The sequence below is a fragment of the Falsochrobactrum tianjinense genome (assembly GCF_019100495.1).
Taxonomy (GTDB): Bacteria; Pseudomonadota; Alphaproteobacteria; order Rhizobiales; family Rhizobiaceae; genus Brucella; species Brucella tianjinense.
In genome coordinates this window covers 894,052-907,153 of record NZ_JAHRVA010000001.1, presented here as the reverse complement: position 1 = coordinate 907,153, position 13,102 = coordinate 894,052, and the positions used below count along the sequence as shown (strand labels likewise).

Sequence of the window (13,102 nt, the reverse complement as noted above, 5' to 3'; positions counted from 1 at the left end):
CGATTCCTTTAACAGTCTTCAAAGCTAGCCCCGGCGGAAAATATTTAGTAATCTGTTAACCAAGTTTGTTGGGTTAATTTTAGCCAAACGCAATTAGATTATACGTTAGAATAAGAGCACTGTTTTCTCTGGGCAGGCTTCTTCAACGAAACCGGGATGTAGACTCCACCTATGAGATTGATCGAGTTGTACATCCTGCGCCGCGTGGCGATCATGTTCTTTGCGGTGCTGGGTGCCGCAGTGGGCATTACATGGACGGTACAGGTGCTTCAGCGCATCGACTTCCTCACCACAAGCGGCCAGTCTTTTCAGACAATCGTACAGTTCAGCTCGCTGCTGATTCCGTCTGCAATTCCGCTGGTCATGCCGTTTGCACTGATCATCGCTATTACGCAGACGCTCTCGACGATGAACCAGGATTCCGAACTGGTCGTCATCAATGCGTCGGGTGCGCCGCGCAGCGCCGTCATGCGCCCGATCCTGCTGCTCGCCGCTGTCATTTCCGTGGTTTCGTTTCTCGTCGCCAATTATGTCGATCCCTATTCGCGCATGAACATGCGCGCCATGATCGCCAATGCGAGCGCGGATCTGCTCAATGTGGTGGTTCAGGAAGGCAGCTTTCGCAAGCTGGCCGACAATCTCTATATCCAGATTGCCGAGCGTCGCGCCGATGGCAGCATTGGCGGGCTGTTCATTGCCGATTCGCGTGATCCTTCACTGGATCTGATCTATTATGCGGCCGATGGCGCGATTGCGAGCACACCTGCGGGCGACATGTTGCTGATGCATGATGGCGAGGTACAACGGCGCGACGTTTCGGACGGCACCGTCTCGATCATCAAGTTCAATTCCTATGCCTTCGATCTTAGCCAATTCACTTCAGCTGGCGACGACTTGGTCATTTATGCGAAAGACCGTCCGCTTTCCTATCTGCTCAATCCCGATCCCAACGATCCGATCCTGCAAACACGGCCATTGCGTTACAAGGCAGAGTTGCACCGCCGCCTGACCGAATGGCTATATCCCGTGGTCTTCGCGATGATCGCCCTTGCTTTCGCCGGCGATTCCCGCTCGCATCGCGAAGCGCGCGTATCGGCCTCATTCTCGGCAATCAGCACGGCACTTCTGGTCTACTGGGCAGGTTATTTCTCGTCCGACCGGGCGGATAAGGACGAAACATATATGGTCGTCATGTATCTTGTGCCGCTCGGCGTCATTCTGGTGACGGGTTTTGCACTAGCAACGGGACGCCGCATCGGGTTTCCCGACAAGTGGAATGATCGGCTTCTGGACGGCTTCGACCGCCTCAGGCGCAGCATCTCCGACACCTACAATCGCGCAATCGGAAGATTTCGCGGCGATGCAGGAGGCCGCGCATGATCGGTTGGACGCTTGGCCGCTATTTCTTCCTGCGTTACGTGCAGATAACCTTTTATTTTCTACTCGGCATTTTCGCGCTGGCACTGCTGCTCGATTTTACCGAGAATGCGAGCAAGCTTGCCAATCTTCCCGGTTACACGGTCTGGGCCGCCTTGGGCATTTCCGCCATGCGTGTGCCCTTCATCATGCAGCAGATGATCCCCTTCGTCGCACTTTTTTCGGCCATGGCGACGCTCATATCGCTCAATCGGAAATATGAGCTGGTGGTCGCGCGTTCGGTCGGGGTTTCGGCCTGGCAATTCCTGCTTCCAGCATGCTTCGGCGCTCTTTTATTCGGACTGGCGACGATCTTTATTCTCAATCCATTTGCCGCTTATGGTTTTTCCAAAGCGGAGGAGATCGCGGCGACATGGAAAAGCGGCAAGGTCACGGATGTTTCCGCCTTGCGCGACCCATGGCTGCGCCAGAAGACAGACGAAGGCGAAACGATCATTGGGGCCAAGAGCATTCTGGATCAGGGGACGACCCTTGCCGATGCAACGTTCATTCAGTTCGATGAAAAAAAGAACATCAAGCTGCGCTACGACGCACGGATTGCCAAGCTCAAGGCAGGCCATTGGGAGCTAACCGATGTTACCCGATTCTCACGCGGGGAAGAGCCGGTACGGCTGGACAGCCTGAATATCGCCACGCAGCTGCGACCGGAATATGTGGAAGAAAAGCTGGCCTCACCCGATACGATTCCCTTCACGCAACTGCGTCACAAGATCGAAGTCGCCCGCTCCTTCGGCTATTCTGCGAATGCATTTGATATGCAATACCAGTCACTTCTGGCATTGCCTGCGCTGTTGATGGCAATGACGCTCATTGCTGCAACGGTATCTTTGAAATTTGTGCGCTTTGGTCAATCGGGAGCGATGATTCTGGGTGGCGTTATTGCGGGCTTCATGCTTTATGTCGTCACGGTATTGGTCAAGGCATTCGGGAATGCGGGATTCGTTCCGCCATTCGTGGCTGCCTGGGTTCCTGTTGTTATTGCGACATTCTTTGGTGTCTCCTTTTTGTTGCATAAGGAGGATGGTTAGTGGGTTTGAGTAACGCCCGCATGGTGCTGCCCCATGCACTCTCGTGGTTTGCCCGCGGGACTGCGATGGCATGCGTCCTTGCTTCGCCTTTCATTGCTGTCGCAATTGCCCCCTCGCCAGTCCAGGCGCAGGATGCGCTTGGCACCGATTATCAGAGCGATCCGAATGCGCGCATGATCTTGCAGGCGGATGAGCTTGTCTATGACCGCGATGTGAATGTCGTCACCGCTCAGGGCAAGGTGCGCATCGAATATGACGGCAATCGCCTCGTTGCAGATCGTGTGACCTATAACCAGCAGACGCGGCGCATGACGGCGAGCGGTAATGTTGAAATCGTCGAGCGCGATGGCAACAAGATCTACTCCGACCATCTTGATGTAACCGACAGTTTCCGCGATGGCTTCATCAATGGCCTGCGCGTCGAGACGACCGATAATACACGCTTTGCTGCTGAAAGCGCAGAGCGCAGCAATGGCGAGATCACAACCTTCAACAACGGCGTCTATACCGCCTGCGAAGCCTGCAAGAAAAACCCTGACAAGCCAGTGCTCTGGCGGATCAAGGCCCGCAAGATCATCTGGAACAGCACAACTAAAACCGTTCGCTTCGAGCGGGGGCGTTTTGAGCTTTTCGGCATGCCGCTGGCCTATTTTCCCGCCTTCGAGATGGCCGATCCGACAGTCAAGCGCAAAAGTGGTTTTCTGTTTCCCGGCTTCGCCTATAAAGACGATCTGGGCTTCGGCATCAAGAATTCCTATTTCTGGGCGCTTGCACCCAATTACGACGTAACACTTTCGACGACGGCTTACACCAAGCAGGGTTTCCTAACGGAAGCGGAATGGCGCCACCGTCTTGAAAACGGCACCTATAATCTGCGCATCGCCGGCATTCACCAGAACAAGCCGGGAGAATTCGACCTCAACACGATCGACCGTGAAGAAGACAATCGCGGCATGGTGTCCTCGAAGGGTGATTTCGCGATCAATTCGCGCTGGCGTTTCGGCTGGGACGTGATGGCCCAGACTGATCGCAATTTCAGCCGCACCTATGATCTGGCAGGCTATAGCGGACAAACGCAAGTCTCCAAGATTTATCTGACCGGCGTTAATAATCGCAATTATTTCGACCTGAATTTCTATCGCTTCAATGTGCAGGAATCCTATCTGCCTGACCATCCGAATGAAATGCATTCGCGCCAGCCGTGGGTTTTCCCAAGCCTCGATTATTCCTACACCCTGCCCAATTCCGTTTATGGCGGCGAACTGAGCTTCAATACCAATTTGCAGGTTCTCTACCGCAAGAACGCCAATCATACAGATCCGTTTGTCCGGGTCAGGGACGAGAATGGAAATTGGGTAGACAGACCAAATCCCTATCCCCGCATCCCCGGTTTCAGCGGCACCAATATGCGGCTGACCAATGAAGCGGAATGGAAGCGTACCTTCATCACCCCGGCGGGTCTGGTGATTACGCCATTGCTGGCGCTGCGCGGCGATGTAATTGGCGCCAATACAAATTTCGATCCGAGCCTTGCCGGGTTTGCAGCGGATTCGGTACGTTCCGAAGCATTCCGCGGCATGGCGACAGCCGGGCTGGAACTCCGTTGGCCGATCCTATTCTCAAGCACCAGCGCCACGCATATTCTGGAGCCGATCGCACAGCTATATATGCGCAATAATGAACGCTATGCGGGCGAACTCCCCAATGAAGATGCGCAGAGCTTCGTTTTTGATGCGACGAACCTGTTTTCGCGCGACAAGTTCGCCGGTTATGACCGTGTAGAAGGCGGTACACGCGCCAATCTCGGCCTGCGCTATTCCGGCAATTTCAACAATAGCGACTGGGCACTTTACGCGCTTGGCGGGCAATCGTTCCAGTTGGGCGGTGTAAACTCCTACGGCTCCGGCGACTTCCTCAATATTGGTGCTGATTCCGGTCTGGAAGGCGCGCGTTCCGACTATGTCGCCATGATCGGCACATCGAATTCGACCGGCCTTGCGCTGGCGGCACGCGGACGTTTCGACAAAGAGAATCTGGACGTCAAGCGCGGCGAACTGGAAGCACGGCAAAGCTGGAAGAAGCTGACTGTCTCGGCCCAATATGCCTACATCGCGCCGCAGCCCGCTTATGGCTATGCCGAACTCAGGCAGGAAGTCTCGGGTTCGGCCACGGCGCGGATCAATACAAACTGGAGCGTGTTCGGTTCTGGCACCTACGATCTTGTGTCCGATACACTCGTGCGCGCCTCGTCAGGGCTTGCCTATGATGATGAATGCTTCACCTATTCAATGGCCTACGTCCAGACCCGCAATCCGGGCGAAGACAAAGCATCGCATAGTATCGGCTTCAATATATCGTTCCGCACGCTTGGCGATATAGGCAGCAGCACCTCGACATTCTGATACCTGAAAGAGCGGGCATAATCCATTGTGACCGATCTTTCTCTCGTTGAGGTCGCCTTTCCTGTACTGGTAAAATACCAAAGGGTCATTGTTTCGCCGCACTGGCTAATCTATACAAGCATCAAGACAGGGTTGGTTTTCGACGTATCCGGCCTATAATAATAGTGTGGCATCGACCAACCAGAACTAAACACATCCGGTAAAGCCTCGTATTTGCCGACCTGAAGGAATCGGGAAAGAAAGATGATGTTTGCAAGACCTCTTTTCGCCTCCATGCTGGGCGCTGCGGTGTGCCTGACGGCGCTTGGAACGACTGCGACACTTAGCCCGGCTTTCGCGGCGAGCGGCGGGACAGAGGTCAAGATCATTGTTTCCGGCAATGCAATCACCACGGGCGATATCCAGCGCCGCGTGGCTTTTCTCAAACTACAACGCAAGGGCGGCAATCTCAACCAGACCGCTCGGCAGGAATTGACGGACGAAATGCTCAAGCGCGTGGAGATGAAAACGCGCGGCATCAATATTTCCGATCAGGAAGTGGATCAGGCCTATGCGGGTTTTGCGACGCGCAACAAGATGAGCGTGACGCAGCTTAACCAGCTCATGAATCAAGCTGGAATCACACCCGATCACTTCAAGAAATTCATCATGGTCCAGATGGGATGGGGGCGGCTCGTGAGCACGCGTTTCCGTTCCTCCGGGATGATCAGCGAGCAGGAAGCCGTGCAGCGCATGCTCAAGGATGGCGGCAAAAAACCTGTCGCCACCGAATACCACTTGCAACAGGTCATCTTTGTCGTTCCTGCTGCCAAACGCTCCCCCGGCACACTTGCCAAGCGCCGTCAGGAGGCGAATGCCCTGCGCTCGCGCTTCCAGACTTGCGACAATACTCGCCAGCAGGCCAAGGGCATAATCGACGTTACTGTGCGCGATCTTGGCCGCATCATCGAGCAACAGCTTCCAGGCGAATGGTCCAAGGACGTCAAGGCCACCGGCGTCAACCGCACCACGCCGCCACATGATACGGAAAAGGGCGTCGAGTTCCTCGCCGTTTGCGGAACCCGTCAGGTATCGGACGACCGTGTCGCCCAGCTCGTCTTCTCCATGGAAGGCATAGATTCCGAAGCCGGACAGGAAAAAAAGGCCGAGGATATGAGCAAGAAATACTTGCAGGAACTTCGTGAGAAGGCCACCATTGTAAATCGCTAATATATGCTGCCGGAACCGCGCAGCGTTATTTCAGATCTATGAATGGAGGTCGACACCTCCTTGCTCCTGACCAGCCGAGAAACCCAATGAGCGCCCAGCCTGTTCTTCCGCTCGCCGTTAGCATTGGCGACCCTTCGGGCATCGGGCCTGATGTTGCGCTCACGGCATGGTTGAAGCGTGCTGAACTTGCGCTGCCGCCTTTTATGCTGATCGCAGATCCGGATCAGTTGGCTGCACGGGCGCGTCATCTTGGCCTCGAAGTGCCAATTTACACCATAAACACAGCATCGGAAGCTACCCAAATTTTAACGCAGCAACTTCCGGTCTTGCCGCTTGCCAACAGCCATAAAGAAAGCCCCGGCACGCCATTGCCGGAAAACGCAGCCGGAACCATAGAGGCGATCGAACGGGCCGTAGCCCTGACATTGCGCGGTGAATCTTCGGCAGTCGTCACTTGCCCGATTGCCAAGAAGCCGCTCTATGAGGCGGGCTTTTGCCACCCCGGCCATACAGAATTCCTTGCGGAACTGGCAAGCGGTTATCTGGGCCGGACCGTCACCCCCATCATGATGCTTGCTGGACCGCAACTGCGCGCTGTACCGGTGACGATCCATATTCCCCTGGCGCAGGTGTCATCGGCCCTCACCAGACAGGCTATCCTTGAGGTCTCGCGCATCACCGCACGGGAACTGAAAGAGCGTTTTGGTATTGCCTCCCCTCGCCTTGCGATTTCCGGTCTTAATCCCCATGCGGGCGAAGGCGGCGCACTCGGCAAGGAGGATGACGCCATCATCCGTCCAGCCATCGAAGAGTTACAGCGCGAAGGCATCAATGCCTGGGGTCCGCTGCCAGCGGACACGATGTTTCATGCGCCAGCGCGCGCCACTTATGATGTCGCTATTTGCATGTATCACGATCAGGCGCTGATTCCCGCCAAGGCGCTGGCCTTTGACGAAACCGTCAATGTAACACTTGGCCTGCCTTTCATCCGGACTTCACCCGACCACGGCACCGCTTTCGATATTGCAGGCAAGGGCATTGCACGACCGGATAGCCTGATTTCTTCCATCCGCCTTGCGGACAAGCTGGCGGAAAACACCGCGGGGCACAGATCATGAGCATCGATAGTCTCCCCCCGCTACGCGAGGTCATCGAACAGCATGATTTGATGCCAAAAAAATCACTGGGCCAGAATTTTCTGTTCGATCTGAATCTGACCTCCAAAATCGCCCGACAGGCGGGCAACCTTCAGGATCAGCCGGTAATCGAGGTCGGCCCCGGTCCAGGCGGGCTCACCCGCGCCCTTCTCGCACAAGGCGCTTATGTGACGGCGATCGAACGGGACGAACGCTGCCTTGACGCTCTGGCGGAAATCGAAGCCTATTATCCGGGACGGCTGCGGATCATTGCAGGCGATGCACTTGAGCAGGATTTTGCAGCACTTTTCCCTGATGGGCCAAAGCCGCGTATCATTGCCAATCTGCCCTACAATGTCGGCACGCAATTACTGCTCAACTGGTTGCTGACCGAGCCATGGCCACCTTTCTATGCATCCATGACGCTGATGTTTCAAAGGGAAGTCGCCGAACGCATCGTAGCGGCGCCCGGAAGCACCCATTATGGGCGGTTGGGCGTGCTGGCGGGATGGCGCGCGCAGGCGAGAATCCTATTCGACGTACCGCCGCAGGCATTCACGCCGCCCCCCAAGGTCACGTCGTCGGTCGTGCATATCGTACCACGCGAGGAGCCTTTGCCTTGCCGCGCGGCAAGGCTGGGCCAGATAACGCAAGCCGCATTCGGTCAGCGCCGCAAGATGCTGCGTCAGAGCCTCAAGCCGGTTGGCGGCGCGCAATTGCTGGAAAAAACCGGTATTGACGGAACCCGCCGCGCCGAGACGCTCAACGTTGCGGAATTCGTGGCGTTGGCCACCGTATAAATTTCAAATTGTCAGAGCACTAGAGCATTTCCAGCAAAAGCGTGAAACGGTTTTGCTGGAAATGTATAAAAACAAATAGATAGAGCGGTTTCAATGATTCCGTCAAAACCAGAACCACTCTGAAATTTACTTCTCTACCCGTATCCGGTTACGGCGATGCTCCCGAACCATCGACCAGGTATAAAGCGCAAGCCCCGTCCAGATCAGCACGAATGCACCAAGCTGTGCCGTCGAGAACGGCTCATTAAAAATGAAGATCGCAAACAGAAACAGCATCGTCGGCGTCATATATTGCATCAGCCCCAGCGTCGTATAACGCAGCAGTTTCGCGCCGCCCGCATAAAGAATGAGCGGAATGGCAGTAAGCGGACCGGCAAGCAACAGTAGCGAAATATCGGATGACGAACCGGCGACGAAATGATCCTGCCCATTCGCGCCCAGCCATAGAATGTAGGCGAGCGCGGGAATACCAAGGATCAGCACTTCAAGCGTGAAGCCCTGTAAGGCCGGCATCGGCAGAGACTTACGGAAGAACCCATAAAGCCCGAACGTCACCGGCAGGACGATCGATATCCAGGGCAGTCCCCCGGCCTCTAATGTCAGAAGCAGCACTGCCGCAAAGGCAAAGCCCACCGCTATATATTGCGTCTTGCTCAAACGTTCTCCAAGAAAAAGGCCGCCCAGAACCACGTTGACCAAGGGACCGATATAATAGCCGAGCGCCGTCGCCATAACCTGATCATGAGCCACCGCCCAGATGTAAACCGTCCAATTGACCGAGACGAGCGTCGCTGTCAGCGCCGCCATAGCCAGCATGCGTGGCTGGCGCAGGGTTGTGAAAATACCCTTAAACTGTCCCAGCAACACCAGAAGTAGCAGTGCGACAGGCACAGACCAGACAATGCGATGCGCCACGACTTCGATAGCAGGTACGTGAGAAAGTGCCTTGAGATAGAATGGCAGCGCACCCCAAAGCCCATAGGCACCCAGCGCCATCAAAAAGCCCCGCGCCCCGTCCGAAAGGCGGGCCCCGGACAAGGTCTGCTCGGTCATTTCCATCTCCGCATTGAATCCGGCTCTCGGAAAGCCGAAACTTCGAATACCATATTGAGTATGCTATGCGCTCAGCGATTGATAAAATCCATTCAATTAAACTGATCAAAGCATCAATTAGCGTGATTGAAGCGACTATTCCGCCGCCACAAGCCCGGCCAGAGACCGGTTTTTCATCAGCTTGTAATTGATGGAGTCCATCAGCGCCTGAAAGGATGCATCGATAATATTGTCGGAGACGCCCACAGTGCGCCAGCGCGTGCCGGTTGCGTCGCCCGATTCGATGAGTACGCGGGTAATCGCCGCCGTGCCGCCGTTGAGAATGCGCACCTTGAAGTCAACCAGTTCAAGATCCTCGATTTCTTCCTGATAGCGACCAAGATCCTTGCGCAGTGCGATATCCAGCGCATTGACCGGGCCGTGACCTTCCGCAACCGACATATGCATCTCGCCATCTACCTCAACCTTGACTACCGCCTCCGAAACCGTCTTCAGCATGCCATTGACATCGAACCGGCGCTCAACCAGGCAGCGGAACGAATCCACCCTGAAGAATTCCGGCTGCGGACTGAGCATGTTGCGCGCCAGAAGCTCGAAACTCGCATCCGCCCCTTCATAGGCATAACCTTCCGCTTCACGCTCCTTGACCAGCATGATCAGCGCATCAAGGCGAGCATCGTTCTTGGCTACGTGAATGCCGCGCCGCTCCAGTTCAGCGATGAAGTTCGACTTTCCACCCTGATCGGACACCATGACACGGCGGCTATTGCCGACCGTTTCCGGCGGAATATGTTCGTAAGTCTGCGGTTCCTTGAGAAGCGCCGAGGCATGAATGCCCGCCTTGGTGGCGAAGGCCGACGCGCCAGCATAAGGTGTCTGCTCAGCGGGCGCGCGGTTAAGAATATCGTCGAAAGCGCGCGAAATACGCGTGATCGCCTTCAATCCCTCTGCCGAAACCCCCAGTTCGAAACGATCCGCCCAATAGGGCTTGAGCGCCAGTGTGGGGATCAGGGATACGAGATTGGCGTTGCCGCAGCGCTCGCCAATTCCATTCAGCGTTCCCTGCACATGGCGCACCCCGGCGTCAATGGCTGCCAGGGAGACGGCAACCGCCTGTTCCGTATCGTTATGGGCATGAATGCCAAGGTTTTCGCCCGGTACGACAGCACACACCGCTTTGACGATGCTGGCGATTTCGGAAGGCTGCGTGCCGCCATTGGTGTCGCACAGTACTACCCAGCGCGCGCCTGCCGCATAGGCGGTCTTTACGCAGGCCAGTGCGTAATCAGGGTTTGCCTTGTAACCATCGAAAAAATGCTCGCAATCGACCAGTGCCTCGCGCCCTGCCATGCGGGCGGCGGTAACGGAAGCGGTGATGGATTCGAGATTTTCCTCATTGGTGCATCCAAGCGCCAGACGCACATGGTAATCCCAGCTTTTGGCGACAAAACAGATCGCGTCGCTCGACGCCTGCAACAAGGTCACAAGTCCCGGATCATTGGAAGCGGAAACTCCGGCCCGCTTGGTCATGCCGAAGGCCGTGAATCTCGCTCGCGTTGTTCGGCGCTGCCTAAAAAAGGCCGTATCGGTGGGATTGGCGCCGGGATAGCCACCCTCGATATAATCGACGCCCAATTCTTCAAGCAGTCCGACAATCGCTTTCTTGTCCTCGACCGAGAAGTCAACGCCGGGTGTTTGCTGTCCATCCCTTAAAGTCGTATCATAAACATAGATGCGCTCGCGTGTCATTTTGCCTGCCTGTCGGTGGATGTCTGCTTGAGTATTTATGGCTTCTGCCAATTGTCCGTATCGTGGTCGGGATGCTGGTAGGAAACCATGGTTCTTATGAATTCGATGCTCTCTGGATCGCGCTCGGTTTCCCAACCAGGCAATTTTGCGAGACCGTCGACATAGGGAAGCTTCTTTTCGACCCCCCATTGAATGACCGGCCCAATCGCTTCCGGATTGTCGAAGGCACCAATCGCCAGCGCAACGCCATCCGGCGCTTCGTAAGTGAGCGGCGTGCCGCATTCGGCGCAAAACCCGCGCCTGACATGATTAGAGGATTGAAAGCGCTTCGGCTCATTGCGCGTCCATTTAAGCTTTGCTTCCCGAATGGAAACCAGCGGCGCATAAAAGCTGCCGAATGCTTTCTGGCACATGCGGCAATGGCAGATCGAGGCGGAACCCAACGCGCCCTCGATACGAAAACGCACCGCACCGCATTGGCATCCGCCGCTATAAAGCGGCTTGTTATCAAGAGTCATGGCATCCTTCCCTCTTGTCGGCTGCTATCAGCTTACCACATCCCAAGTCGTGACGCGTTCGCCGGTCGCAGGGTCCTTGCCGTCTTTCAACTGCACTCCTTTTCCAAGAAGCTCATCACGAATGCGGTCAGCTTCCGCCCAGTTCTTCTCGGCGATGAAATGCAGACGCTCGCTAATGCGCGCTTCAATCACCTCTCTGTCCACGGCCACCTTCGCGAAGATGGGCAGGTCGGAGACCGCCATGAAATAGGGATCGAGCAAGCCCAGAAGCGCCATGCCTTCGCCCAGTACCGCAGTGTCCTTCGTCTTGAAGGCTTTTCGTAGCGCGGTAATCGCAGCCCAGGTATTGAGATCGTCCGCCAATGCCGCGACCGCTTCATGATCCGCAGAAACCTGCTGTGGCGAAGCGAAGCCTTCGTCTCGCAGGAGGCCATACCATCGATGCAACTCTTCCGCAGATTCCGCCAGACGTTGCCCCGTCCAGTTGATCGGCTCGCGATAATGGGTTTGCAACATGGACAGGCGAGCCGCCAGCCCCACCCAACGGTCACGGATGGAATTATCGTTCCAATCGTCAAGCTGCGGCAGGCCCTTATCGAGTACGTCGCGAATGGTGATGAAATTGCCGAGAGACTTCGACATCTTCTGCCCTTCGACTTGCAGAAAACCATTATGCATCCAGACACGGGCCATCCGCTCTGTATCAAGGGCACAGCAGGACTGGGCGATCTCGTTTTCATGATGTGGAAAGACCAGATCAATACCGCCGCCATGAATGTCGAACTGGTTCTTTTCCGGATCGTCGCATTTCAGACCGCCGCCAAATGGCTCCAGGAGCTTCGCCATCGACATGGCCGAGCACTCGATATGCCAGCCGGGGCGGCCTAACGTCTGAATTCCCGCCGGGGACGGCCAGCCCGGCTCATCTTTCTTCGACGGTTTCCACAGCACAAAGTCCATTTCGTCGCGCTTGTAAGACGCCACATCTACGCGTGCACCTGCTAACATTTCATCGAGCGAACGGCGCGCAAGCGCACCATAACGCGGCCCCTTGCGCGTATTCATTGTCGATGGGGAAAACAGCACATGATCTTCCGCGACATAGGCGACGCCGCGCTGCACGAGCCGGTCGATGAGCGCGCGCATTTCATCCATATGTTCGGTTGCGCGCGGCTGCACGGTCGGGTGCAAATTGCCGAGCGCACTCGCATCGGCTTGAAACTGCGCATTGGTGCTTTCAGTGACTTTGCGGATCGCCTCGTTGAACGGCAAGTCCGGATAATCGCGAGCCGCACGCGCATTGATCTTGTCGTCGACGTCAGTAATGTTACGGGCGTAAACGACGTGCTCCGCGCCATAGACATGGCGCAGCAGGCGAAACAACACGTCAAATACGATCACCGGCCGCGCATTGCCGATATGGGCATGGTCATAAACAGTCGGGCCGCAGACATACATGCGCACATTATTCGCATCGAGGGGTGCGAAATCCTCCTTGGTGCGGGTCAGCGTATTGTAGAGACGGAGTTGCGGCGCATCAGCCATTCTAATTCCCCAAAAGGCCTGAAAATACGGGTACGAAAAACCACAGCCGACTGGCCGGGGCGTTATCATCCTGTTTATGCGAGGGGAGACGAAAACGGCCGGGCCAGCAAGCTGCTAGCCTATAATAATCGAACCAGTACAAATGATTGCGGTCGGCATTTTCATGCGGCCACTTATCCCCACCCCAACCGCTCACGTCAAGGACTTTTAGAAGAGCCCGTTCGC

General features: G+C 55.9%; 10 protein-coding genes. 6 read left to right on the top strand and 4 right to left on the bottom strand.

The features are described 5' to 3' along the window. Nucleotides 1-171 precede the first annotated feature (171 nt). The 6 genes from lptF to rsmA all read left to right on the top strand — a co-directional run bounded on the left by lptF (nucleotide 172) and on the right by rsmA (nucleotide 8,012). Nucleotides 172-1,380 (top strand): LPS export ABC transporter permease LptF, encoded by a 1,209-nt coding sequence (gene lptF / locus KUG47_RS04290; protein ID WP_217676683.1) that lies wholly within the window; start codon nucleotides 172-174, stop codon nucleotides 1,378-1,380. Further along, a complete protein-coding gene (lptG, locus tag KUG47_RS04285) occupies nucleotides 1,377-2,465 on the top strand; it encodes an LPS export ABC transporter permease LptG (RefSeq protein WP_217676682.1) in 1,089 nt (362 codons plus the stop codon). Before lptF ends, lptG begins: the two co-directional genes overlap by 4 nt. Before the next feature lie 20 nt (nucleotides 2,466-2,485). After that, a complete protein-coding gene (locus tag KUG47_RS04280) occupies nucleotides 2,486-4,867 on the top strand; it encodes an LPS-assembly protein LptD (protein WP_217676980.1) in 2,382 nt (793 codons plus the stop codon). Nucleotides 4,868-5,110: 243 nt separating this feature from the next. Continuing rightward, nucleotides 5,111-6,076 carry a SurA N-terminal domain-containing protein gene (locus tag KUG47_RS04275; RefSeq protein ID WP_217676681.1) on the top strand — a complete coding sequence of 322 codons (966 nt, stop codon included), beginning with the start codon at nucleotides 5,111-5,113 and terminating at the stop codon, nucleotides 6,074-6,076. Nucleotides 6,077-6,162: 86 nt separating this feature from the next. Continuing rightward, complete coding sequence (pdxA, locus tag KUG47_RS04270; protein WP_217676680.1) at nucleotides 6,163-7,194, top strand: 4-hydroxythreonine-4-phosphate dehydrogenase PdxA; 1,032 nt, start codon at nucleotides 6,163-6,165, stop codon at nucleotides 7,192-7,194. Beyond that, nucleotides 7,191-8,012 (top strand): 16S rRNA (adenine(1518)-N(6)/adenine(1519)-N(6))-dimethyltransferase RsmA, encoded by an 822-nt coding sequence (gene rsmA, locus KUG47_RS04265; RefSeq protein WP_217676679.1) that lies wholly within the window; start codon nucleotides 7,191-7,193, stop codon nucleotides 8,010-8,012. Before pdxA ends, rsmA begins: the two co-directional genes overlap by 4 nt. A 126-nt stretch (nucleotides 8,013-8,138) precedes the next feature. Here rsmA and rarD read toward each other — a convergent pair whose 3' ends face one another. The 4 genes from rarD to cysS form a co-directional block, all read right to left on the bottom strand. After that, nucleotides 8,139-9,065 carry an EamA family transporter RarD gene (gene rarD, locus KUG47_RS04260; RefSeq protein ID WP_217676678.1) on the bottom strand — a complete coding sequence of 309 codons (927 nt, stop codon included), beginning with the start codon at nucleotides 9,063-9,065 and terminating at the stop codon, nucleotides 8,139-8,141. 135 nt (nucleotides 9,066-9,200) lie between these two features. Then, nucleotides 9,201-10,814, bottom strand: a complete 1,614-nt coding sequence (cimA, locus tag KUG47_RS04255) for a citramalate synthase (protein ID WP_217676677.1) — start codon at nucleotides 10,812-10,814, stop codon at nucleotides 9,201-9,203. 35 nt (nucleotides 10,815-10,849) lie between these two features. Next, complete coding sequence (locus tag KUG47_RS04250) at nucleotides 10,850-11,332, bottom strand: GFA family protein (RefSeq protein WP_217676676.1); 483 nt, start codon at nucleotides 11,330-11,332, stop codon at nucleotides 10,850-10,852. Nucleotides 11,333-11,359: 27 nt separating this feature from the next. Beyond that, on the bottom strand, nucleotides 11,360-12,877 hold the full coding sequence (cysS, locus tag KUG47_RS04245) for a cysteine--tRNA ligase (protein ID WP_217676675.1): 1,518 nt from the start codon (nucleotides 12,875-12,877) through the stop codon (nucleotides 11,360-11,362). Between the last annotated feature and the right edge of the window lie 225 nt (nucleotides 12,878-13,102).